The organism is Cohnella soli, assembly GCF_042655525.1.
Taxonomy (GTDB): Bacteria; Bacillota; Bacilli; order Paenibacillales; family Paenibacillaceae; genus Cohnella; species Cohnella soli.
Window position 1 is genome coordinate 60315 of record NZ_JBHSMI010000015.1, and the last position, 25351, is coordinate 85665.

The 25351-nt window shown below is 52.3% G+C and carries 21 protein-coding genes; all 21 read left to right on the top strand.

The features are described from left to right. Positions 1 to 32 precede the first annotated feature (32 nt). The 21 genes from ACFPOF_RS08280 (at position 33) to ACFPOF_RS08380 (ending at position 25315) form a co-directional block, all read left to right on the top strand. Positions 33 to 2399, top strand: coding sequence for an endonuclease MutS2 (locus tag ACFPOF_RS08280; RefSeq protein ID WP_378131470.1), 2367 nt, complete (start codon positions 33 to 35; stop codon positions 2397 to 2399). A gap of 35 nt (positions 2400 to 2434) precedes the next feature. Beyond that, positions 2435 to 2854 carry a DUF350 domain-containing protein gene (locus ACFPOF_RS08285; RefSeq protein ID WP_378131472.1) on the top strand — a complete coding sequence of 140 codons (420 nt, stop codon included), beginning with the start codon at positions 2435 to 2437 and terminating at the stop codon, positions 2852 to 2854. Between the two features lie 106 nt (positions 2855 to 2960). Beyond that, on the top strand, positions 2961 to 3521 hold the full coding sequence (locus ACFPOF_RS08290) for a hypothetical protein (protein WP_378131474.1): 561 nt from the start codon (positions 2961 to 2963) through the stop codon (positions 3519 to 3521). Further along, on the top strand, positions 3518 to 4435 hold the full coding sequence (gene cysK / locus ACFPOF_RS08295) for a cysteine synthase A (RefSeq protein ID WP_378131476.1): 918 nt from the start codon (positions 3518 to 3520) through the stop codon (positions 4433 to 4435). The genes ACFPOF_RS08290 and cysK overlap by 4 nt, the downstream gene beginning before the upstream one ends. 244 nt (positions 4436 to 4679) lie before the next feature. Continuing rightward, positions 4680 to 4904 carry a hypothetical protein gene (locus ACFPOF_RS08300; protein WP_378131478.1) on the top strand — a complete coding sequence of 75 codons (225 nt, stop codon included), beginning with the start codon at positions 4680 to 4682 and terminating at the stop codon, positions 4902 to 4904. 13 nt (positions 4905 to 4917) lie between these two features. Further along, positions 4918 to 5280, top strand: coding sequence for a spore coat protein (locus tag ACFPOF_RS08305; protein ID WP_378131480.1), 363 nt, complete (start codon positions 4918 to 4920; stop codon positions 5278 to 5280). Between the two features lie 150 nt (positions 5281 to 5430). Next, positions 5431 to 5922: an Lrp/AsnC family transcriptional regulator gene (locus tag ACFPOF_RS08310; RefSeq protein ID WP_378131482.1), complete on the top strand. Its 492-nt coding sequence runs from the start codon at positions 5431 to 5433 to the stop codon at positions 5920 to 5922. Between the two features lie 47 nt (positions 5923 to 5969). After that, positions 5970 to 7202, top strand: a complete 1233-nt coding sequence (locus tag ACFPOF_RS08315; protein WP_378131484.1) for an aminotransferase class I/II-fold pyridoxal phosphate-dependent enzyme — start codon at positions 5970 to 5972, stop codon at positions 7200 to 7202. A 109-nt stretch (positions 7203 to 7311) separates the two neighbouring features. Beyond that, positions 7312 to 7557, top strand: a complete 246-nt coding sequence (locus ACFPOF_RS08320) for an aspartyl-phosphate phosphatase Spo0E family protein (protein WP_378131486.1) — start codon at positions 7312 to 7314, stop codon at positions 7555 to 7557. A gap of 40 nt (positions 7558 to 7597) precedes the next feature. Continuing rightward, entirely contained in the window at positions 7598 to 8176 is a 579-nt protein-coding gene (locus tag ACFPOF_RS08325; RefSeq protein WP_378131488.1) for a cob(I)yrinic acid a,c-diamide adenosyltransferase, read from the top strand. 5 nt (positions 8177 to 8181) lie between these two features. Beyond that, positions 8182 to 9186 (top strand): RluA family pseudouridine synthase, encoded by a 1005-nt coding sequence (locus tag ACFPOF_RS08330; RefSeq protein ID WP_378131490.1) that lies wholly within the window; start codon positions 8182 to 8184, stop codon positions 9184 to 9186. 3 nt (positions 9187 to 9189) lie between these two features. Beyond that, positions 9190 to 9576 carry a Spx/MgsR family RNA polymerase-binding regulatory protein gene (locus ACFPOF_RS08335; protein ID WP_378131492.1) on the top strand — a complete coding sequence of 129 codons (387 nt, stop codon included), beginning with the start codon at positions 9190 to 9192 and terminating at the stop codon, positions 9574 to 9576. Then, on the top strand, positions 9573 to 10760 hold the full coding sequence (locus ACFPOF_RS08340; RefSeq protein WP_378131494.1) for an aminotransferase class I/II-fold pyridoxal phosphate-dependent enzyme: 1188 nt from the start codon (positions 9573 to 9575) through the stop codon (positions 10758 to 10760). The genes ACFPOF_RS08335 and ACFPOF_RS08340 overlap by 4 nt, the downstream gene beginning before the upstream one ends. Before the next feature lie 20 nt (positions 10761 to 10780). Continuing rightward, positions 10781 to 11665, top strand: coding sequence for a 5'-3' exonuclease (locus tag ACFPOF_RS08345; RefSeq protein ID WP_378131496.1), 885 nt, complete (start codon positions 10781 to 10783; stop codon positions 11663 to 11665). A gap of 230 nt (positions 11666 to 11895) precedes the next feature. Further along, positions 11896 to 12834: an Rpn family recombination-promoting nuclease/putative transposase gene (locus ACFPOF_RS08350; protein WP_378131498.1), complete on the top strand. Its 939-nt coding sequence runs from the start codon at positions 11896 to 11898 to the stop codon at positions 12832 to 12834. 432 nt (positions 12835 to 13266) lie between these two features. Beyond that, a complete protein-coding gene (locus ACFPOF_RS08355) occupies positions 13267 to 16506 on the top strand; it encodes a discoidin domain-containing protein (RefSeq protein ID WP_378131500.1) in 3240 nt (1079 codons plus the stop codon). A 213-nt stretch (positions 16507 to 16719) separates the two neighbouring features. Next, positions 16720 to 17124, top strand: coding sequence for a hypothetical protein (locus tag ACFPOF_RS08360; RefSeq protein ID WP_378131502.1), 405 nt, complete (start codon positions 16720 to 16722; stop codon positions 17122 to 17124). An 87-nt stretch (positions 17125 to 17211) separates the two neighbouring features. Continuing rightward, a complete protein-coding gene (locus ACFPOF_RS08365) occupies positions 17212 to 19971 on the top strand; it encodes a discoidin domain-containing protein (RefSeq protein ID WP_378131504.1) in 2760 nt (919 codons plus the stop codon). 89 nt (positions 19972 to 20060) lie between these two features. After that, positions 20061 to 21851, top strand: a complete 1791-nt coding sequence (locus ACFPOF_RS08370; RefSeq protein WP_378131505.1) for a sensor histidine kinase — start codon at positions 20061 to 20063, stop codon at positions 21849 to 21851. Beyond that, positions 21844 to 23490, top strand: a complete 1647-nt coding sequence (locus ACFPOF_RS08375) for a response regulator (RefSeq protein WP_378131507.1) — start codon at positions 21844 to 21846, stop codon at positions 23488 to 23490. Before ACFPOF_RS08370 ends, ACFPOF_RS08375 begins: the two co-directional genes overlap by 8 nt. A gap of 94 nt (positions 23491 to 23584) precedes the next feature. Beyond that, positions 23585 to 25315: an extracellular solute-binding protein gene (locus ACFPOF_RS08380; protein ID WP_378131509.1), complete on the top strand. Its 1731-nt coding sequence runs from the start codon at positions 23585 to 23587 to the stop codon at positions 25313 to 25315. Positions 25316 to 25351 lie beyond the last annotated feature (36 nt).

The window sequence follows — 25351 nt, forward strand, 5'->3', positions numbered from 1 at the left end:
TATAATAGAGGGCGAAGGAGTTGAATTCCCCCGTGAATGCTAAAGCTTTACATACATTGGAATACGATAAAATCATCTCCAGGCTGACGGAGCTCGCTGCGACGAGTCTTGGCCGGGAAGAAACGGAGAAATTGTCTCCCGCTCGCGAACTGTCCGTCGTCAAGCGACGCCTAGCCGCAACGGATGAAGCTTCGCGCGCCGTCGCGCTGAAAGGCGCTCCGCCGTTTGGAGGCGTTACGGACGTCCGTTCGTCGCTTCGCAGGGCAAAGCTGCAGGGCATGTTGCAGCCTCCGGAATTAATGGAGATTGCACAATTTATTTTCGGTTCCCGCAGATTAAGTCGTTTTATCGCAGCAGCCGGGGAAGAGACGGAGTTACCCCTGCTGGCCGATCTATGCGAGCCATTGACCGATTTTAAAGCGATTGAAGACGATATCCGCCGTTGTATTGACGAACAAGGCGATGTGCTCGATTCAGCAAGCGCGGAGCTCGCCTCCGTTCGCAGAGATATTCGAGTAAACGCCGGCCGGGCTAGGGAAAAGTTGGAATCGCTTATTCGCTCCAGCTCGGTGCAGAAGATGCTGCAAGACGTGCTGATCACGATGCGGAACGACCGATATGTTATTCCGGTCAAGCAAGAGTATCGAGCGCATTTCGGCGGCATCGTGCACGATCAGTCTGGAAGCGGAGCAACATTATTCATCGAGCCTGAAGCCGTCGTTCAGATGAACAACAAGCTGCGCGAATTGAAAATCAGGGAACAAAATGAGGTCGAGCGCATTTTGCGCCAGCTGACCGCACAAGTCGGGGATCGCGCCGATTTGCTCACGGGAGACGCGGAAATAATCGGCGTTATCGATTTTATTTTCGCGAAAGCTTCCTTGGCTCAATCGTTGCATGCGACTTTACCGGAGATGAACGACGAAGGCAGATTACTGCTCAGGCAAGCGCGTCATCCCCTGATCGAGTTCAAGAATGCGGTCCCGATTGATGTTGGCCTCGGTGATTCTTATACGTCGATCATCGTGACCGGTCCGAATACGGGCGGCAAAACCGTATCGCTCAAAACAGTCGGCTTGCTCAGTCTGATGGCGATGTCCGGTCTGTTCATCCCAGCGGAAGAAGGCAGCATCTTGTGCGTATTCGACGGTATTTATGCTGACATCGGCGACGAACAAAGCATTGAGCAAAGCTTGAGTACGTTTTCCAGCCATATGACGAACTTGATCTCCATGCTCAACCAAGTGACGAGCCGCAGTCTCGTCCTTCTTGATGAACTTGGAGCGGGAACGGATCCTGCGGAAGGCTCGGCGCTGGCGATCGCCATCCTGGAGCATCTGCAGAAGCAAGGCTGTCGGCTTATCGCCACAACGCATTACAGCGAATTGAAAGCTTATGCTTATAATCGCGAAGGCGTCATCAACGCAAGCATGGAATTCGACGTCACGACGCTCCGTCCGACGTACCGACTGCTTGTCGGCGTGCCGGGAAGAAGCAATGCCTTCGCGATTGCGGAAAGATTAGGCTTGCCGAAAAGCATTATCGATCATGCGAAAGGCGAAGTGAGCGAGGATGAGCTTAAAGTCGATTCCATGATCGCTTCGCTTGAGGAAGATCGCCTGCAAGCTCGGGCTGACCGTCAACTTGCGGAACGGCTGCAGCGAGAAGCAGAGAAAATGAAGAATGACCTCGAAGAGGAACGCTTCAAGCTGCAGGAACAGAAAGCCAAGTTGCTGGACAATGCACGGGAGGAAGCGCGCACCGCGATCTCCAAAGCAAGGCGGGAGGCGGAGGAAATTATCGCCGATTTGCGCAAGCTTGCTCTTGAAGAAGGTGCATCGGTGAAGGAGCACAAGCTGATCGAGGCGAAGCGACGACTCGAGGAAGCGGTTCCGTCGCCTGTCGCGAAGCCGAACCGGTCAACAGGCGGGAAGCCTGCGAAGATCGAAGCTGGAGACGAAGTCAAAGTGCATAGTCTGGGCGGGCAGAAAGGCGTCGTTGTCGAGTTAAGCGGTTCTTCGGAAGCGGTCGTGCAGCTTGGCATTATGAAAATGAAAGTAGCGATATCCGATCTGGAACCGGTGCGGGGCTCCGCGCAACAGGCGAAGAAGGTTGCGGCGCAAGCGACAATTGTCAAGAGATCGCGGGACGACAATGTCCGTACCGAGCTTGATTTGCGGGGAATGATGCTGGACGAAGCGATTATGGAAGTCGACCGGTTCCTCGACGAAGCATTCTTGTCGAACCTCGGCCAAGTGTACATCATACACGGGAAAGGAACGGGCGCGCTGCGAACCGGCGTGCAAGAGTTTCTGAGACGTCACAAACACGTCAAAAGTTATCGGTTGGGCCAATTCGGTGAAGGCGGAGCAGGGGTGTCCGTAGCCGAGCTTCATTAATGGGAACAATCGGGAATTAACGGGAGGTCGAAACGATGGACGGATTGGTCGATTCCTTGATGTCTCGCCCTTTGCCGGCGATGCTTGCCTATTTTTCCGTCGGTATTCTCGCGCTGATCGTGTTTCTCGCCGTATTCGAATGGGTGACCAGGTACGATAGCTGGGAAGAAATCCGTAAAGGAAACGTCGCGGTTGCGATGGCGACAGGCGGGAAAATTTTCGGCATATGCAACATTTTTCGTTTTTCCATCGAGGCTAAAGATACGATCTATCATAGTTTGCTGTGGTCTGGCGTCGGTTTTGTACTTCTGCTCGCGGCCTACTTCTTGTTCGAGTTTCTGACTCCCGTTTTCAAGATCGACGAGGAAATCGGAAAGGATAACCGAGCGGTCGGTCTGCTAGCACTCATCATTTCTGTCTCTCTGTCTTACATCATCGGGGCGGCGGTCGTTTAAATCGGAGGAATCCATCATGAAATATTTGTGGGGAACGTTGTTAGCGCTCGCTGTATTGTTTGTCGCCATCGGCGTTATTTATTGGATGAAGGAGGCTTGATGCAAGATGGCTGTCGTCATATGCCCTTGGTGCCAAAGCGAAATTTTGCAAGAAGACGGGCAGGAGCCCGAAAAGTATTGTCCCATCTGCGATAACGAGCTTGATGGTTACCGTACGTTGCGTGTAGATATCGGCGAGGACGAGGACGAGGACGAGGAGGAAACGGAAGCATTCGAAGCGGATCAAGACGGTGTAGGAGTTACAATCGGTATCGACGATGAGGAAAATCTCGACTGGGTGGATGATGAGGAATCGCTGGCCGAACCGAACGATGAGTTGTTACGATTCGAGGAAATGGTCGAACAGCTGGTCGACGAGCAGGAGTTAGTCCCGGAATGTCCGCAATGCCGCGAGTATATGTTGGAAACGGGAGAGCAGCTCGTATCGGCGGATCATTTCCGTCCACGGGCGTTCGAAGCGCTTGACGGCGATCATCCGATGGAAGCGCCGTTTACGTTAACGATGTACGTCTGTCCTTCGTGTTTTACTGTGCAATCGATGCTCGGCGATGCCCATCGTCATCAGATCATACGAAAGCTTAGCCAGCCTCAGGACGGTGCGCAATGAGTCGGATCGTAAATTCCGTCATCGAGTTGATTGGCGATACGCCCGCGGTCAGATTACAACGAATCGTTGGTCCGGAGCATGCGGAAATTTATGTGAAGCTGGAGAAAATGAACCCGAGCGGCAGCGTGAAAGACCGCGCCGCGTCGGGTTTGCTTATGGATGCCGAAACCCGAGGGCTGATCGCTCCCGGCGGGCTGATTGTAGAGCCGACTAGCGGCAATACGGGAATTGGGCTCGCGATGTATGCAGCAGCCAAAGGTTACCGGCTTATCCTTGTTATGCCGGACAATATGACGAAGGAGCGCATTTCGCTGCTGCGCGCCTATGGCGCGGAAGTCGTCTTGACGCCGGCTGCGGAGCGGATGCCCGGCGCGATTGCGATGGCGAAGGAAATTATCGGCAATAATCCGGGCAGTTACATGCCGAACCAATTCGAGAACGCGGCCAATCCGGACATTCATCGAACGACGACGGCATTGGAAATTATCGAGCAAATGGAAGGGCGGCTTGACGCGTTCGTCGCGACGGCGGGCACTGGGGGAACGATTACGGGCACGGGAGAGACGCTGAAGGCGCAGCTTCCGGACTTATACGTCGCTGTCGTGGAGCCTGCCGGTTCTCCGGTGCTATCAGGAGGAGCGCCAGGCCCGCATAAGCTCGTCGGGACAAGTCCCGGCTTCGTGCCGGCTATTCTGAACACGTCAGTCTACGACGAAATCATTCAAGTTGCGGACGACGACGCGCTGGAGACGACACGCCTGCTTGCGCGCAAGGAAGGTTTGCTCGTCGGTCCTTCATCCGGCGCTTCGGTGTGGGCGGCGATGCAGGTCGCCAAGCGGCTGGGCGCAGGCAAGCGAGTGCTTTGCATTGCTCCGGATACAGGTGAGCGTTACTTGAGCATGGGGATATTTTGAAGGCACTTCGTTAACGAAATAACGGCTCTTCGCACCGCTAATCGCTCGGATTCCGGCGAATTGTCTGAATAACGGTGCCTCGCACCGCTAATCGTTAGAATTTCTTCGATTACTACGATTAGCTCCGCGGGGCTTTTATTTTGGCTCAGTTGTTTTCTCTTCCATTTCCGCCCAAGCATAACATCGTCTTCCTTAATGCACACTAACCTCTGATGTCCAATAGCAAACAGGAGGTACTCTGTCCATGATGCAAGCGATGACTGCCAAAGAGCTCGAGTATATCGCCGATTCCATGTCGAATGAGGATTTATTGATCAAGCAATGCGCGGTCGCCGCCGCTACGATGACGAACGCCCAGATCAAGCAAATGTGCACGCATATGATCGACGTTCACACGCAGCACTACAACACACTGCTGAGTGCCGTCCAACAGCATCAATCGTTGGCGCCGGCACAGCCTCAGGCTTAAGGAGGGATCGACGATGATGAATCAAACGACTTTGCCTGATGAGGATATCGCCTATACGGTTTTGAGCGATCTGAAAAGGGTCACGAGGGAATACGCCACGGCTGCGATGGAATCGGTATGTCCAGACATTCGCCAAATGTTCACTCAACTTTTGGACGATACATTAAAGTTGCAAGGTGAATTGTATAATGCAATGCAATCGAACAATATGTACAATGCCTCTTCGCCGGTGCTGAAGCAGGAGATCGACAAGCAGTTGAAGTCGTACCAACAAACGCAGCAGAAGACCAATCAGTTTGTGCAACAAACCCGCACGGCGCAAGGAGCAATGGCGCAAGCTTCCATGAACGGACAAGCGACACAAATGATGCAATAAGCAAGGCTCATGCTTGTGTCTATGCCAGCGTTGAATTACGGAATCCCCGATCGGTCAAGCCGATGCGGGGATTTTCTTAAATTGCCTTAATTAACTTTTCACGCGGCCTGTATTTGATGTATGATGAAGAGTAATTCAGGAGGGATCACGATGAACGAGTTCAAATTAAGCATCTTGGATTTGTTGAAGGAAGACGCCCGCTTGACCGCGTCTACGATCGCGACGATGCTTGGCGCGAAGGAAGAGGAAGTCGCCGCGGCGATCGCGGAAATGGAGCAGGACCACGTGATCGTGAAGTACGCCACGGTCGTGAACTGGAGCAAGGTGGACGACGAGAAAGTAACTGCGTTAATCGAAGTCGAGTGCACGCCTGAAAGAGGCCGCGGGTTCGAAAGCATCGCAGAACGCATTTATTTATACCCGGAAGTGAAATCGGTTTACTTGATGTCCGGCGCATATGATTTGCTCGTAGAGATCGAAGGCAAGAACTTGAAGGAAGTCGCGTCGTTTGTGTCCAACAAACTGTCGACGATCGAATCGGTCATCGCAACGAAGACGTTTTTTATTTTGAAGAAATATAAGCAGGACGGGATCATTTTTGAAGAATTCGAAGATGACCACCGCTTGCTCGTATCGCCATAACCCGGTTCGAAGACGTCCGGAGCCTACCGTAAAGGAAGAGATGAACGATGATTAAAGACGAGGAAAAGCCGCTCATTCCCCCCACAGTCCAACAGCGGAGCGGCGGTATGCAAAGTTACCTGGCCGCGGGCGCGCGAGCGATTCCGCCGTCGGGCATCCGACGTTTCTTCGATTTGGTTAGCGCAAGCAAGGATAAAGATATTATCTCGCTTGGCGTTGGCGAACCGGATTTCGTTACGCCATGGCGGGTAAGGGACGCTGCAGTGCATTCCTTGGAGAAAGGCAAAACGCAATATTCTCCGAATGCCGGTTTGCTTGAGCTGCGCGAAGCAATCGGACAATACTTATTTAATCAATTCCAATTGACATACGAGCCGACGAACGAAATGATCGTGACGGTCGGAGGCAGTGAAGGCATCGACCTGGCGTTGCGTGCGCTGATCGAACCGGGAGACGAAGTGCTTGTTCCGGAGCCGAGTTACTTGCCGTATTCGCCGATTACGAAGCTACTGGGCGGTGTGCCTGTCGGCATCGAGACGTTCGCGAAGGACCAGTTCAAGCTGACGCCGGAAAGCTTAAGAGCGGCCATCACGCCGAAATCGAAGGTGCTCATCCTCTGTTATCCAAGCAATCCGACGGGAGCGATTATGACGTATGAAGAGCTGCTGCCGATTGCCAAAATCGTCGAAGAGAACGATCTGATCGTCATTTCCGATGAAATCTATGCGGAGCTGACTTTCACCGGAGGCAAGCATGTCAGCTTCGCATCTCTTCCCGGGATGAAAGACCGCACGCTTCTCGTCAGCGGCTTCTCCAAAGCGTTCGCAATGACCGGCTGGCGTCTCGGATATGCTTGCGGGCATCCCGATTTGATTAACGCTATGCTGAAAATCCATCAATACACGATCATGTGCGCGTCCACGATGGCGCAGGTTGCGGGTATTGAGTCGCTTACGAAGAGCGGCATGGAAGAGAAAGAACGCATGATGGAATCGTACAACCAACGGCGCAGGCTTGTCGTGAAAGGTTTCCGGGAGATGGGGCTAGATTGCCACGAGCCGCAAGGCGCGTTCTACGCGTTCCCGTCGGTGCAAGCGACTGGGCTTACGTCCGAGCAGTTTGCCGAGCGGCTGCTTCTCGAAGCGAAAGTCGCCGCCGTACCTGGGCACGTGTTCGGCAAAGGCGGAGAAGGGTTCCTGAGATGCTGCTACGCGACTTCGGTTGCTCAGTTAACGGAGTCACTGGATAGAATTGATAAATTTCTCAGAAAACTGGCTTGATATCGATAAGTTTACAAAATAGATGTTCTTTTTCTAAATGTTTTGCTATAATATCCATGGTTTTTAACCCGTCGAAGGAAGCAATTGTCATGAGAAGGGGGAGAAAGACATGGGTTCGGCAAAACGTACACATCAGACGTCAGTCCGCCAGGTCACGCCCATCGACTCTCATAGCCCGAATCGGGTCGCGATTTTAAAGGAAGAAATCGATCGTCTTCGTAAGGAAATGACGGAAGCGGTTCTTCAGGAGCATTCTTTTATATCCGATCCTGTTATGGCTCTCAGTCGCAAGCTCGATCAGAAGATCAATGAATATATGAAGGAAGTATTATTAAGTCGGGAGGAGGTTCGGTGACACGTCGCCGGCCTCTTTTTTAACGAAGAGGGCAAAACAGATGAAACTATATACGAGAACGGGCGACGAAGGACAGACGTCGGTCATCGGCGCAAGGGTGCGGAAAGACGACGCGCGCGTAGAAGCATACGGGACGATTGATGAATTGAACAGTTTCGTCGGTCAGGCTGCATCGGCGCTGGCCCGGTCGGGATTGCCCTCTCTGGAAGAGATGGCGAACCGGCTTGTTCTGATTCAGCACGAATTGTTCGATTGCGGCTCGGACTTGAGTTATGCCGAACCGGTTGCGGAGAAGATGAAAGTTGCGCCGGAAATGACCGAACGGCTTGAGTTATGGATCGACGAGTACGAAGCGGTGACGCCTCCTATCGCCAGATTTATTTTACCCGGTGGGAGTGAGCCCGCAGCGCTTCTGCATGTGTGCAGAACGGTAAGCCGCCGTGCCGAGAGAAGAGTTGTGACGATGGCTGCGTCCCAGGTGTGCCCTGAAGAAGTGAGGAAATATTTGAACCGGTTGTCTGATTTCTTCTTCGCGGCGGCAAGAGCGGCGAATGCCGAACTTGGCGTGCCCGACGTCGAGTATGAGCGGGGCGCGCATGTGTTTCGCCGAAGGACGTGAACGGTATGGACGAAAAAAGGGAAGAGGCGGCGCAAAAGCCGTCGCAGCAATATTATGAGCCGATCGAGATTGTGGCGAACGTGTCGGATCACGGGAGAATGCTGCGGGATGTGCTGCGCAAGCGAGTTGGCATCTCCCGACGGCTCATGGTGAAGTTGAAGTCGTCGGATGAAGGGCTCAGCGTTAACGGAGAGAAAGTGTGGAGCAATCATGTTCTTGCGGAAGGCGACGTCATCCGCCTACGAATCGAGGCGGAGGAATCGGAAACGATACTGCCGCAGCCAATGCCGATTGACATCGTCTATGAAGACGCGCATCTGCTTGTGCTGAACAAACCCGCAGGACTGATCGTCCATCCGACGACCGGACATTACTTGAATACGCTGGCGAACGGCGTCATTCATTATTGGCAGGAACGCGGGGAGAAAATCAGGTTCAGGCCTGTTCACCGGCTGGACGAGCATACGTCGGGGCTAGTCGTTGTCGCCAAACATTCACTCGCGCAGCAGCAACTGTCCGCCCAGATGAATGAAGGCAAAGTGACGAAGATGTACCGGACGTACGTCTATGGTGGGCCGCCGGAGAAGGAAGGAAGAATCGAATCGCCGATTGACCGATCCGACGAAGATCCGCACAGACGCGTCGTCCGTCCGGACGGTCAGAGTTGCCTCACTTTCTACCATGTCGCGCGAGCGTTCGAATTCGGCGACGGGGAGAACGCCTGCGAACTGGAAGTCCGTCTTGGAACGGGGAGGACGCACCAAATTCGGGTGCACATGACATCGATCGGGTGTCCGATTATCGGAGATTCGTATTATACGGAGGAACGTTGGGAGAAATCGAATACCGCGGCGCATCTGGGCGACGTCATTAACAGACAGGCGCTGCATGCGGCAAGACTTGGTTTCGATCACCCGATCACGGGAGAGCCGATGATGCTGGAAGCGCCGTTGCCGGAAGATATGCGCCGCTTGGAACAGCGGCTGATCAAGTTGGAAAAAGGGGAATAAATCGTGGCGAAAGTAAACGCGAAAAAGAAAACGTTAAAAATGTATCATCTGTCGACTTGCAGCACGTGCAAAGGCGCGATCAAAGAGCTGAAAGAGCACGGCTACGAGCTAGAGCTTCACGAGATTAGGGAGACGCCGCCGAGTGTTGAAGAGTTGGGAGCGTTTATTCGTCTGAGCGGACTGCCGATCTCGAAGTGGACGAACACATCCGGTGAAGCCTACCGGGAGCAAGGACTGAAAGACGTTATGCCGAAGCTGTCCGACGAGGAAAAAATTCGGCTGCTCGCGATGAACGGTATGCTTATTAAACGACCGATTATTACGGATGGCGAGAAGATTACGGTCGGTTACAAGGAAGCCGATGTCGGTCCGGCGTGGTTCGGCCGATGAGTGGCGCTTATCGCTCAAGACGAATAGACCGTCTTGGCTCTGCGATATTCGCCGAAGTTGCCGGATGGAAGCAGACGGCGCGTGATAAAGGAATGGCGGTAATTAACCTGGATATCGGTAGCCCCGATTTACCTCCATCCGAGTCGCTGCGTGATGTATTGTCGACAGCGAGCCTCCGAGCGGATGTCTACCGTTATCCTGGGACGGAAGGGACAGCGGGGTTCAGGGCGAAGGTTGCGGAGTGGTTCGCGTTTCGGTTCGGCGTCCTGCTCGACTCAGAGACGGAAATATTATCGCTCATGGGCACGCAGGACGGGCTTGCGCATCTGCCGCTTGCGATAAGCGACCCGGGCGACGCGGCGCTGCTGCCCGATCCGGGTTACCCGGTATACGGTGCGGGACTGGCGGTAGCCGGAGTCGAGCCGATCCCGCTGCCATTGCTGGCGGAGAACGGCTATTTGCCGGACTTCGAAGCGATTCCGCAAGCCGTATGGGACAAAATCAAATTTATGATATTGAACTATCCGAGTAACCCGTTGTCCGCGACGGCGGATCTCGGTTTCTTCGAGAAGGCGGTGCATACGGCGCGTAAGCGTGGCGTATTGCTTGTTCACGATAACGCGTACAGCGAAATGGCGTTCGACGGTTTCCGCCCGCCGAGCGTGCTGGAAATTCCGGGCGCGAAAGACGTTGCGATCGAGTTCCATTCCATGTCCAAGTCCTACCATCTTGCAGGGACGCGGCTCGGATTTGCGGTCGGCAACCGCGAGGCGCTTGCGTCTTTGCGGGCGCTGAAAAACAACATCGACTTCGGCGTTTTTCTGGGCGCGCAGGAAGCTGGCATTGCTGCGCTTGAGGCGGATATGCGCGAGTCGAAGCCGATCGGTGCTTTGTACGAGCGCAGACGCAATGCTTTCGTATCTGCACTGCACGACAACGGCTGGAACGTAGCGATGCCGCAAGCGACGATGTTCCTGTGGGCGTCCGTGCCTGAAGGCTGGTCGTCTAGGGCGTTCTCTCAAGCGCTGTTGTCGTCAACCGGAGTCGCTTCGATTCCGGGCAATGCGTTCGGCGCGCTTGGCGAAGGGTATGTGCGGCTTGCGCTCGTCGAGCCGGAAGAAGTGTTATTAGATGCGGCTCAGCGGATCGGATGGTTCGTACGCGAAGCTGAACCGACGCAATGATAAACGGGGAGGAAAAACGAATGGCGGAACAAAAAGTATTGCTCGTCGACGGGATGGCGCTATTGTTCAGAGGTTACTTCGCGAACGCATACGGCGGCTACATTCGGAAGACGAAAGACGGATTGCCTACGAACGCGGTGTTCGGCTTCGTCCGGTATTTGTTGGACGCTTGCAGAACGTTTAGACCGACGCACATTGCTTGTTGCTGGGATCTTGGCAGCAAGACGTTCCGGACGGAGAAGTTTGCAGACTATAAGGGGAATCGCCCCGATGCTCCGGCAGATCTGATTCCACAATTCGATCTGGTGAAGGAAGTCGCCAGTGGACTCGGTATTCCGAATATCGGTTTTCCCGGTTATGAAGCTGACGATTGCATTGGTACGTTATCGAGAAAACTCAGCGAACATATGGAAGTGTACGTGCTGACCGGGGATCACGATATGCTGCAGCTTGTCGACGAGCGAGTGAAGGTCGTCATTATGAAAAAAGGCCCGTCCAATTACGCGGTATACGACCCGGCGCTGTTACTGGAAGAGAAGCAATTGACGCCGAAGCAATTTATCGACTTGAAAGGGTTGATCGGGGATACGTCGGATAACTATCCGGGCGTGAAAGGCATTGGAGAGAAAACGGCTACGAAATTGCTCGTCGAATATGCTTCCATCGAAGGCATATTGGACAACCTCCATGCTTTGCCGAAAGGCGTGAAAGCAAAAATCGAAGCCGAGCTCGAGATGCTGCATCTGTGCCGGGAGCTGGCGACGATCAGTCGCGATGCGCCGGTTGAATGTTTGCCGGAGGAATGTTTATGGCAACCGGATGCCGCGGCGATCCACGCATTGTTCGAGAAGTTGGAGTTCAACAGTCTCGTAAAGGAAGTTTCGCGGCTGATTGCTGTTTCTTGACATAGCGAAAGAGGTCCAGGGCAATCGCTTACGAAATTGAAGGATAAGAGGAGCATTGCCGGGATTGCTTTTATGCAAACTTGTAGGCGTAGTAATTATTGCATCGACAGGTATATTCTGCTAAACTTCTGTATATAACGTTTCGGTCGTGAAGCACACGCCGTCTGATCTCCTTATGAGGAGGTCAGGCGGCGTTTGTGTTTTGAGAGGCCTTGGAGAGGATGGTTGGGATGAGCGGGCGAACTGAGGAAGTCAATCGAAAAGGGAAGGAGGTTACACCTCATGACGAGGCGTTCAAGAAGCTGCTGCAGACGTTTTTCGCGGAATTTCTCGAGTTGTTTTTCACGGATGTAAACGCGTTGCTTGATCACAGCCGGACAAGGCTGCTCATGCAGGAGTTGCTTGTCGACGTTGTCGGCGAGGAGGCACGTGTGCTCGACCTTCTGCTGGAAACCCGGTATCGGGCGCTGGACGCTTACATTTTGGTGCATATGGAGCCTCAGTCGACCAGGCAACGCGATTTTCACGAACGGATGTTCATCTACTTCAGCCGGCTGTTCGAGCGGCATCGCAAGCAGCACAAGCTGATTATTCCGATCGCGATCTTCACGTCGGACGAAGCGCGGGATGAACGGGACACGTTCGTGATGGAGATTCCCGGGCTTGAAATTGTGCGCTTCAAGTTTTTAAAGGTGGAGCTGCGAAAGCAGAACTGGCGGAGGTTCATCGATTCCGACAACCCGGTGGCTGCTGCGCTGCTTGCGAAAATGGGTTATAATGATTCGGAGAAGAAAGAATTACGATCGGCTTATTTGCGCATGATCCTGCGGCTGAGGAAGAAGTTCGATAGTGCGCGAATCGCGCTGATTATGTCCGTTGCGGACATGTATTTCGTACCGGATCGAGAGCAGGACGAAGCCGTCTTAAAGGAATTGCAAGAGCGATATCCGGAGGAAGGGGATGCGATCATGGATTTGATGCCGGCTTGGAAACGCTGGGGCTACGAGGAAGGGATCGAACAGGGAAAAGCGGAGGGAAAAGAAGAAGGGAAGGAAGAGGAGCGAAGCCTTATCGCGCGTAAGCTGTTAAGCAAAGGCTTCACGCCTGAACAAGTTGCCGATACGCTGGAGCTTCCGCTGCACCAAATTGTTAAATTCGGCAAGCAGTAAAGGAAAACCGTTGAACAGTCCAATTGGACTTAACCTTATCATACGGACATAAATAAACTTGAGAACAAACAGGCGCCGATATCCCATCGGCGCCTGTTTGTTGTGGTAAGCCCAGCATGGGCGTCATCTTAAGATACACGATCCCAATTTAAGGCAAGGTTAGTCAGATCGACACGAATGTCGATAGCGCACAACAGGCAAAAAAAAGAGAAGAAATACGAAATTAAAGTAATTTTGAAAGCTTCTTATTTTTTGTATTGTATGTGGCAGAAGCGCTTGACAAAAATCAAGTCTTTAAAACGAAAGCAATTGCAACATTTCGAAACGATGTAAACGCTTCAACTGTTGTATCGTAATTCTCAAGGGGGGATGAGCGATCGGTTGGCTGAACAAGAAGTCGAATGAAAAAAATGAAAATCGGAGGAGATTGTAATGAAAAGCATGAAGTCGCTATACCGCATGCTGATTCTTTCGAAAACCCGGCTTTCGCTCTTGCTCATGCTTGCTCTGCTGTCCAGCTTGTTCCTATCTGTGGGCAGCGTGTCCGCGGCCGCTCCGTCCGTCTGGATTCAAAGCGCGTCCGACAGGGCGTTCCAGACGTCGACGATGCCTTCCGGCACGAATACGGCCATTACGCTGTACGCGGCCAGAAACGAATATCAAGCCGCGCAAATTCTCGTTCGCTCATCGTCTTCACAGTCTAATGTGTACGTCACTGCGAACACCCTTACCGGACCGGGAGGCGCGACGATTCCCGTTTCGAATATTAAAGTGACGAGGGAAATTACCCATTTCGGCGTATGGAAAGTCGATGGAGATCATGAAGATCCTCCGGGTTCCGTCGGGGGAATCAGCGGCGATTATACTGATTCTCTGGAGGACAATACGCCCCAGACGAACGCGGCCAATGTGACGCAGCCTTATTACTACAGCGTCTATACGTCTCCCACGCAGACGCCGGGGACGTATACAGGCACGGCTGTCGTCAACAGCAGTGGCGGTAACGTAACGGTGAACGTAACGGTTATCGTCTACAACGTGACCATTCCGCCTACGAACCAGTCTACGTTTAAGATCAACAACTGGTTCGGGTCAGCTGGCTGGGATTTTGCCGGTACTGAAAAAATCATTCCTTTGCAATATGGTGTTGAGATGTACGATACGAACTGGTGGAAGGTCATCGAGAATATTGCGGCCAATCATGCCAAGCACCGAAACAACGTCATTCATACGGATTTCCACGGCTTGCTCATTCCCGATACGACGGTCGACACGAACGGCCTCGTTAATTTCGGCTGGGCGACGTTCGACCGGTTCGTTCAGACGTTCATTGATGCGGGTGCGTTACAGTATATTTACGTGCCGCAGCAAATTCAGCATGAAAAAGTCAACAACATTATGATTTCAAAGGTAGATACGCTCGTCAGAGGGCCGAATGGCAAAGCCGTGTATTACGGCGACGTCCCTGATTCTGCATCGGCCAACGCCTATTTGGACCAACTGTTCCCGGCTTTAAAGGCACATCTTGATGCGAAAGGCTGGACCGATAAATTGATTGTAAGCGGCGAAGACGAACCTCAAAGCCAAGGGGAAATCGATGCCGCCATTTGGTACTACGGCAAGCTGAGAGCAGTTTTCGGCAATAACGTGAAGACGAACGAGGCGCATTATATCGTATGGCCTGAACTTGCAAGCAGTCTGACGAATAATACGCCAAAAACGGATACGTACGATCAGAATGCGGCGTTCTATCAGAAACAAAGAATTGAAAACGGTAAAGAGTTATGGCTTTATACGGCCAACAGCCCGCACGGAAACTATATGAATCGATACATCAGCTTCCATCTCGACAAAACAAGGCTCATCCCGTGGCTGGGTTGGAAAATCGGCGCCCAAGGTTATCTTCACTGGGCCTGGAACTATTGGGTTGATTGGAACGGAACGAATTTTGTTGCCGCGGATACGGAAAGCGGAGCCGGAAACGGCTGGGGTGATGCGTGGATCGTGCGTCCGAATAAAGCGGCATACGATATTTATGACAGTGTCCGCAGCGAGAACCAATTGTACGGGCTTCAAGATTATGAGTTGCTGAACATTTTGAAGCAGACGAAACCGATTATTGCCCAAAGCATCACGGAATCCCTGATTACCGACTTTACAGTTTACACGCGATCGGGAGCAAACGTGGATGTCGCGCATAAGCAAATTCTCGACGAGATCGTGTCGTCTCAGGGTGATGCAAGGTTTGCATTCTCCGACGATTTCAGCAGCGGCAACGACGGCAACTGGGTGCATGAGCTCGGAACATGGTCCGTATCCGGCGGGGAATACAGCCAGTCCAACGCTTCGCAGTGGCAGGCTGTTTCCGGCGTGAAAGGCCGCTCTTATGGCGATTTTTCCCTCACTTTCGATACGAAAATCGTAAACGATGCCGGAAACATCACGAACTGGGCCGGTGCCGTCGTACGAAGCGCCAACGCGACGGACGTTGATACGGGGTATTTGGTTGCGCTTCGCAACAACGGCAAAGTGTTCGTCTATCGTTCCGGTACGACGCTTGGCGAAGCGGCGGTACCAGGCTATGTCGCCGGTCAATACACGACGGTGAAGGTCGTGGCGAGCGGCAACAACATTCAAGTGTTCGCGGGCAATAATGCGGCAGCGCTGCTGAATGTGAACGACAGTGGGTTTACTGCCGGTAACATCGCGCTCATTACCGCCAGCAGCGCCAAGTTCGATAACGTCGTCATTAACGCGGAGCAGAACTATGCGGAAGGCAAGACGGTCTCCACATCGAGCACGTATACGGCGGGTGGTTGGTCTCCGCAAGCAGCAGTGGATGGCAGAAAGTCATCTTCGGCGAATTCTAACGGTTGGAGCAGCAACAATAGCACGGGAGCGAACCATAGCGAATGGATTTCTGTTGATCTTGGCAAGGCATACCCGCTCAGCCGCATCGACCTGTATCCGCGTAACGACGGTGCGCAGACCGGCTACGGGTTCCCAATCGACTTCACGATCCAGACCTCAACGGACAACGTCAACTGGACGACCGTCGTCACGAAGACGGGTTACGCGAAACCGGGGGATGCGGTTCAGTCGTTCCCATTCGACAGCGTGAACGCCAGATACATTAAAGTGAACGGCACCAACCTTCGAATCGATAACCAGTCGTCTTACCGGATGCAATTTGCCGAAATTCAGGCGTACGGCGGCAACTTGGCGGCAGGTAAGAAGGTGACCGCATCCAGTTCATATGAAAGCACGTCGGATGGATGGTCGCTTATGAATGCGACCGATGGCGCGCGGTTATCGAACGTGTACTATTCAATGGGGTGGAGCAGTAATAGCAATCTCACCTCCAATCATACCGAATGGGTGACGGTAGACCTCGGAGGCAGCAGCAAAATCAGCACGGTCAACCTGTTCCCGAGAAACGATGGCGTGAAAACGGGATACTTCTTCCCGGTTGACTTCACGATCCAGACTTCGCCGGATAATGTCAACTGGACGACCGTCGTCACGCGGACGGGATACGCGCAGCCGGGCAACGAGGCGCAATCTTTCTCATTCCCTGCCGCGACGGTCAGATACGTGAAGATCAACGGAACGAACTTGAGGTATAACGAAGGGACTTACCGGATGCAATTTGCCGAAATCGAAGTGAAATAGCTTTAGGAAGTGCTCCCCTTATCACCGCTAAGGGGAGCATTTTAATGTCCCAAATCGCTCTCCGCGAAAATGGTCTGAAATACGAAAGGAATCGCAAGATTTCGAAACGATGTAAACGCTTCAACTGTTATATGGTATGACTAAAGGGGGTATGCGCGGCGAACATCCGAAGAAGAAGTCGCATGGGAATCAAACAACACGGAGGAGATTGTAATGAAAAAAATGAAATCATTTATCCGAACGTCGATTTTCTCGAAAACGCGGCTTTCACTCCTGCTCACGCTTGCCTTGTTGTCCAGCCTTTTTCTGTCTGTGGGAAGCGCGTCAGCGGCGGCTCCGTCCGTCTGGATTCAAAGCGCGTCCGACAGGGCATTCCAGACGTCGACGATGCCGTCCGGCGCGAACACGGCTATTACGCTATATGCGGCCAGAAACGAATATCAAGCTGCACAAATTCTCGTTCGTTCGTCATCTTCACAGTCTAACGTCTACGTGACCGCGAACACCCTTACCGGACCGGGAGGCGCGACGATTCCCGCCTCGAACATTAAAGTGACGAGAGAAATCACTCATACCGGCGTAAGGAAAGTCGCGGACGCCAACGGCTTCGGGGATTAGGAAAATCCTCCGGGATCCACTTTCCCGGGCAGCGGCGATTATACCGATTCTCTAGAGGACAACACGCCGCAGACGGTCGAGGCCGATGTGACGCAGCCCTATTACTACAGCGTATATGCGTCGCCGACGCAGACGCCGGGTACGTATACGGGCACGGCGGTCGTCAACAGCAGCGGCGGCAACGTAACGGTGAACGTGACGGTTATCGTCTATAACGTGACCATTCCGCCCACGAATCAATCCACATTTAAGATGAACAATTGGTTCGGGTCCGCGGGCTGGGATTTTGCCGCCACGGAACAAGAAATTCCTATGCAATACAATGTCACAATGTACGATGCGAACTGGTGGAAGGTCATCGAGAATATCGCTGCCAATCATGCTAAACACAGGAACAACGTCATTCATACGGATTTCCATGGCTTGCTTATTCCCGATACGACGGTCGATACGAATGGCCACGTTAATTTCGGATGGGCGACGTTCGACCGGTTCGTTCAGACGTTTATCGATGCGGGCGCTTTGCAGTATATTTACGTGCCGCAGCAAATACAGCATCCGGGAGACGGTTCTTCGAAGGTCGACACATTAGTGAGAGGCACGGGCGGTAAAGCCGTGTATTACGGCGACGTTCCCAATTCCGCTACGGCCAACGCGTATTTGGACCAGCTGCTTCCTGCTCTTAAAGCGCATCTCGACGCGAAAGGCTGGACCGACAAATTAATTATGACCGCCGAAGACGAACCCCAAAATCAAGGTCAAATTGATGCCGCCATGTGGTACTACGCCAAATTTAAAGCGGTGTTCGGCAATAATGTTCAGACAAACGAGGCTCATTCTTATTTATGGACAGGGATGGAAAACGGTTTAACAAACTATACGCCTCTGACGGAGCTTTACGACCAGAATACGGCGTACTACCAAAAACAAAGAATCGAAAACGGCAAAGAGTTATGGCTTTACACATCGAGTAGTCCTGAAGGTAATTATATGAACAGGTTTATCAGTTATCATCTCGACAAAACGAGGCTGCTCCCTTGGCTGGGATGGAAAGTCGGCGCCAAAGGATATCTACACTGGGGCTGGAATGTTTGGGCGGACAGGGATGCCGCGACGTCATCGTGGTACGCGCTCGATACGGAAAGAGGAGACGGACACGGCTGGGGCGATTGGTGGCTCGTGCGGCCGAATAAGCCGGCGTACGATATTTATGACAGCGTTCGCAGTGAGAACCAGCTGTACGGGGTTCAAGATTATGAACTGCTGAACATTTTACGTCAGACGAAACCGTTGATCGCCAAGAGCATCGCGGAATCTCTGATCACAAATTTTACGGCTTACACACGTTCGGGCGTTAACGTGGATATTGCGCACAAGCAAATTCTCGACGAGATCGTTTCGTCGCAAGCCGATGCAAGGTTCGCGTTTTCCGACGACTTCAGCAGCGGTAACGACGGCAATTGGGTGCATGCGCTCGGGACGTGGTCCGTATCCGGAGGAGAATACAGCCAGTCCAACGCCTCGCAGTGGAAGGCTGTTTCCGGAGTGAAGGGCCGTTCTTATGGCGATTTTGCCCTTACGTTCGATACGAAAATCTTGAACGATAACGGAATTAGTACGAACTGGGCCGGAGCCGTCGTGCGAAGCGCTAACGCGACGGATGTCGATACGGGATATTTGGTCGGGCTGCGGAACAACGGGAACATTTTTATCTATCGTTCCGGCACGACGCTTAGCGAGGCGGCGGTGCCCGGCTATGTCGCCGGTCAATACACGACGGTGAAGGTCGTGGCGAGTGGCAATAACATTCAAGTATTCGCAGGCAATAATGCCACCGCCCTATTGAACGTAAACGATAGCGGTTATTCGGCCGGCAACATCGCGCTTGTTACCGCGAGCAGCGCCAATTTCGATAACGTGGCCATTAACGCGGAGCAAAACTATGCGGAAGGCAAGACGGTCGCCGCATCAAGCTCGTTTACTACGGGTGGTTGGTCTCCCCAGGCCGCCGTGGACGGAAAAGCGTCATCCGCGCCGGGGTTGTACGGTTGGAGCAGCGACAGTAACACGGGAGCCAACCACAGCGAATGGATTTCCGTTGATCTGGGCAAGACGTATCCGCTCAGCCGCGTCGACCTGTATCCGCGCAACGACGGTGCGCAGACCGGATACGGCTTCCCGATCGACTTCACGATCCAGACGTCGACGGACAACGTTAACTGGACGACTGTGGTCACGAAGACGGGATATGCGCGGCCGGGCGATGCGGTTCAGTCGTTCCCGTTCGATAGCGTGAATGCCAGATACATTAAAGTGAACGGCACGAGCCTTCGAATCGATAACCAGTCTTCCTACCGGATGCAATTTGCCGAAATCCAGGCGTTCGGGGGCAATTTGGCGGCAGGTAAGAAAGTGACCGCGTCCAGCTCTTATGAAAGCGCATCGGATGGATGGTTGCTTATGAACGCAACGGATGGTGCGCGGTTATCGAACGTCTACTATTCGATGGGCTGGAGCAGTAACAGCAATCTCACCTCCAACCATACCGAATGGGTAACGGTAGACCTTGGAGGCAGCAGCAAAATCAGTACCGTCAACCTGTTCCCGAGAAACGACGGCGTGAAAACGGGGTACTTCTTCCCGGTCGATTTCACGATCCAGACTTCACCGGACAACGTCAACTGGACGACCGTCGTCACGCGGACGGGATATACGCAGCCGGGCAACGAGGCGCAATCTTTCACATTCCCTGCCTCAACGGCCAGATACGTGAAGATTAACGGAACGAGCCTGAGATTTAACGAGGGAACTTATCGGATGCAATTCGCCGAAATCGAGGTAAAATAGTTTCATATACAAAAATAAAGGGCTGGGAACTTCGGTTTGCCAGTCCTTTATTTCACTTCATGAAGCGATGGATGAAGGAGCGGTCTATAGTGCAAGCCACAATCGAAACGTTATGGAAACCTTTGTCCTACCTCAGGCGAAAGCTGTTGTCCCTTTCTATTTTTCCGAAGTTGGTGCTTACGTTTCTGCTCGTACTGATTCCGCTTAACGCGCTTAGTTTATTCATGAATCTATCCGGATCGAACAGCGTTCGAGAGGAGATCTCGAAGTTAATGACTTCCAGGGTTCACTTCTATATGGGGTCATTGGACGCTGAGTTTGCAAGAATGATCCGGCAAGGGCAGGAATATATCGTCGATGACGACTTACAGCGCTTGTCGATCGCATCGGAAGTGATGTCGGAAATCGAAATTTGGGAAGCGACGATGCGATTGAAGAAACGGCTGGAATTGCTCAAAAGCTCAAGTCCGTACATTAGCAATGTCGTCGCATATATTCCGGCATTGAATCGGACGATATCGTCCAATGAATATATTAGCCGCATTCAAGAGGAACAATTTCTGGCCATGCTCGCACCGGCAGACCGGGTTGAAGCACCGTTCCTGCAATGGAAAAGTAGGCTCTTTTTCAGTTTTCCATATCCCGACAATGCAGTCATGCGCGGAACTCCGTCATTATTCGTGCTGACAGTCGAGATTGCGAAAGACAAAATCGAGAAAGCGCTCCAAGGTTTTGGCAGCGACGATCAAGGCGGCGTTGTGTTATATGGCGGCGATGCGGCATGGCTCGTCGCTAGCAATAGCGACACGGCTAATTTTTTCAAAGACAAGCTAGCTCGGACAAGCCTTTATAGCGGTACGGGATTGAAATCAGTCAAAATCGACAGCGAAAAAGTGATGGTGGCATACGAAGCTTCTACGAAGTTCAACATGACGCTGTTGATGTATTTGCCCGAGAAAAACGTGTTGGGACCGCTGAAACAATATACGATCGGCTTCTGGCTGCTCTCGTGTTTGTCCGTTGTCATTATCGTCTTTTTCTCTTATTTGATATTCCGGTTGATCCATAAGCCGCTTAAGAAACTGATCGGCGCCTTTCGCGAAGTCGAGAGAGGCAATCTGACCGTCGTCGTGAATCCGTTCAAAGACGAGTTTCGCTACTTATACGATCATTTCAATGACATGGTCGGAAAGCTGAACGTGCTCGTTCACGAAGTGTACGAGCAGAAATACCGCGTTCAATCATCCGAGCTTCGCCAACTCCAATCGCAAATTAATCCTCATTTTCTATATAACAGTTTCTTCATTCTGTACCGCATGGCCAAAATTCAAGATTACGAGAACATCGTGAGATTCACGAAGTTTCTTAGCGAATACTATCAGTTCATTACGCGTACGGGGGCGGAGTTCATCCCGCTCGAAACGGAAGTCGCTTTCGTTAAAACCTATGCGGAAATTCAGACGATCCGCTTCTCCAACCGAATCGAAGCGCGGTTCGGAGAAGTGCCGGCCGGTTGTTCGCGGATCAGCGTGCCTAAGCTCATTCTTCAGCCGATCATCGAGAACGCGTACGACCACGGCATGGAAAATAAATTGTCCAACGGCCAAATTACCGTTTCCTTCGAAGAAAAGACGGATTCGCTTGTCATCGTCGTAGAAGACAACGGAGATTATTTAACTGAAGATACGCTTGTGCGCCTTGCGACGCAATTGAAGCTGCCGGCAGACGAGGTAGAAAGCACGGGGCTAATAAACGTGCATCGTCGCCTTCGCATTAAATACGGCACGCAGTACGGATTGTCTTTCAGCCGAGGTGCGGCAGGCGGTCTCAGAGTCGAACTGTCGATTCCGATCGATAAGGAGGAGAACGAACATGCTTAGATTATTGCTCGTTGACGACGAGCCGTATATCGTCGACGGATTATTCGAATTGTTTACGGGACTTACGCATCTCGAGCTGGACGTCATCCGCGCCTATTCCCCCATTCAGGCCATCGAATGGATGGAGCAGACGAGAATCGATATCGTGCTGACGGACATTCGCATGCCGATCATGAACGGCATCGAGCTGCAAAAAAGAATCAATCGGCAATGGCCGCGTTGTAAAGTCATCTTCCTGACAGGTTACGACGATTTTGCTTATATTCAGGAGGCTCTGCGGGGCGGCGTCATCGATTATGTGTTGAAGACGGAATACGACGAAGCCATCGTGCAAAGCGTGGAGCAGGCGATCCAAGCGCTAGCAAGCGAAATAAGAAGCGAGCAGGTTGTCGTCGAAGCGCGCGAGCAAATGTTTCATGCGCTGCCGGCGCTGCAGAAGGAATATATGCTCGCTTTCCTGGAAGGCGATATGCCTGCCAACCGGCTTGATTCCGGATGGATGAAAGAACTCAAAATCGCGTTAAGCCCGGAGGAAGCCTGTTTACTCGTCGTAGGCAGGGTCGACCGTTGGGAGGACGGAGCAAGTTATTCGGACATGGGACTGCTCATGTACGCGGTTCAGAACGTCGCAATGGAGTATTTCGGCGCATGTCGATTCCAGTCGGTGCTCGCCGACCGCAAAACATTCGTATGGTTTATCCAGGCCCGGGAAACGGATAGCAGCGAAAGCTCGAAATGGGCGGGATTCGTACTCGGGACGCTGGAGTCGGTTCAGACGACTTGCAAGGAGTTACTGAAGCTGCCGATCTCTCTTGCGGCGGGAAGTTCGGTATCGGCATTCGATGAACTGCCGGCAACTTATGCCCGATTAAATAAAATATTGAATCTTGGACTTGGTCAGGGGAATGAAATGTTGCTTACCGATCAATGGTATGCAGTTAACGGCTTGCCGGCCGGCGGAAATCATACTCCGCGCGAAAGCGGACCAAATCACGATCAATTACGGAAAAAGATAATCGAGCTCGAGAAATGTTTGGAAAGCCGACAACAGGAGGAGTTTACGAGAAGGTTCGAGCAATTGAAATCGATCGTGCTGGCGGAGCCGTATCATTACATGCTTATGCTCGAATGTTATTACTCCGTCATGTCTATGCTCTTGTCCCATGTAGGCAGGACGGGCGCCGATCTTGTTGCCGCGATTGACTTGGATAAATTGACTCGATTCGATAGTCACGGGTCTGCTATGGAAGCGTTCCGCTATTTAACATTCACGTCGGACCTGTTGTTCGAACGAAGAAAAGAGGAATGGGATGAGCGGACAAGCTGGGTGGCGGAGCAAATCAACCGTTATATTGCAGCACATCTGGACCAGGATCTGTCGCTCACGCGGCTTGCGGAGCAGGTGTACTTGAATCCCACCTATTTATCGCGACTGTATAAACAAACGATGGGAGTCGGCTTGTCCGACTATATTGCGGAGGCGAAGTTAGACAAAGCGATGGCGCTTCTTCGCGACCCGAAATATAAAATTCACGAAATCGGGACGGCGATCGGATTTGCATCGGCGCCTTATTTTACGACATTTTTCAAAAGAATGGCACAAATGACGCCTCAGGAATATCGCGATGCGAACATGTAAACGGAACGTAAGGAACGTCAACAGGTCGAAATGGGAGAACGTCGAGGTCGTTGCTACAATGAAGAGGCAACATAAACAGAGGAGGTCACAATCCATGAGGAAAGGCAAGAAAGGGTTCGCAGCCCTAGCGCTCGTCATCAGCCTGATCCTGGTAACGACGGCATGTAACAGTAAAAACAATAATAACGGCAACACGGCTTCAGCACCTCCTTCTTCCGCAAGCGCGCCATCGTCCCAGTCGGCGGAACCGACGGAATCGGCGGCCGCATCGGAGGAAATCGATCCGGTGGGCAAGTACGCTACGCCGATCAACATTTCGACCGCTATGGCCATTACCGGCTCGATGAAGTTCCCGCCGGGCGATACGATCGACAACAACGTATGGACAAGATCGTATTTGGACGATCTGGGCATTCAGTTGAAAAACGATTGGACAGCGGACGCATCGACGTTCGAGCAGAAAATGAACGTTTCTATCGCATCCGGCAACGTACCGGATCTGATCCCCGTAAAAGCAGTTCAATTGAAACAGCTTGTCGACGCGAACATGGTGGAAGACTTAACTGAAGTCTGGAACAAGTACGCGTCCCCGCTCACGAAACAGATTTTCACCGAAGAAGGCAACATCGCTCTCGACTCGGCGACGTTTAACGGGAAATTGATGGCGATTCCTTCCGTCAGCGGTTCTTTCGATGCTTCCACTTTGCTGTGGGTGCGCAGCGATTGGCTGAAGAAATTGAATCTCCCCGAGCCGAAGACGATCGACGACGTCGTGAAAATCGCCGATGCATTCACGAACCAAGACCCCGACGGGAACGGCAAAAAAGACACGATCGGGCTGGAACTGCAGAAGGAACTGTATGAGCGCAACAGCGGCTATGCGGGAATCGATGGTTTTATGTTCGGCTATCATGCGTACCCTCGTTTTTGGATCAAAGATGCATCAGGCAATCTGGTGAACGGCAGCATTCAACCTGAAGTAAAAGCGGCGCTGCTGAAGCTTCAGGAAATGTATAAAGCCGGCTTAATCGATAAAGAATTCGGGTCCAAAGACACGAACAAAGCGGCGGAACCCCAAGGCGCCGGCAAAAACGGGCTCAGTTACGGCCACATGTGGAATCCGTTGTTCCCGTTTAACGCCAGCCGCGACAATGATCCGAAAGCGGAGTGGACAGCTTATCCGATCGTCTCGGTCGACGATAAGCCGGCGATGCCGGGAATTACCCAATCGATCAACGATTTCGTTGCCGTGAAGAAAGGCTACGCCAACCCGGAAGCCGCAATCAAAATGCTGAATTTGTACATTGAAAGAAATTACGGCAAATCGAAAACGCTTGAAACGCTCCAGAAATATGCCAAAACACCGGACGGCATCGAAGTATTCAAGTTCGCCGTCATGCGGGCCGGATCGTCCAAGCAAAATCTGAACATCCATTTGAGCGTAACCGAGGCGTTGAAATCGAAAGACACGTCGAAGCTCGATCCGACGCAGAAAGAGACTTACGACCTCATCACGAAATATTTAAGCGGGTCGGGAACGACCGCGGAATGGTCACAAGACCGGATTTTCGGCGAAACCGGATCGTTCAGGGCGATGAACGAATACGCCAAAAACAATCTGGATTATTACAATGAATTTTACGGCACGCCGACCAAGACGATGGCGGCCAAGCAATCGACGCTCGACAAAATGGAATACGAAGTGTTCACGAAAATCATTATGGGCGACTCGATCGATAAATTCGATAAGTTCGTACAAGATTGGAAAAAAGTCGGCGGAGACGAGATTACGAAAGAAGTTAACGAATGGTACAAAAACAAATAATCGTCTAAAAAGAGGGGGATATCCGGGAGGCGAAAC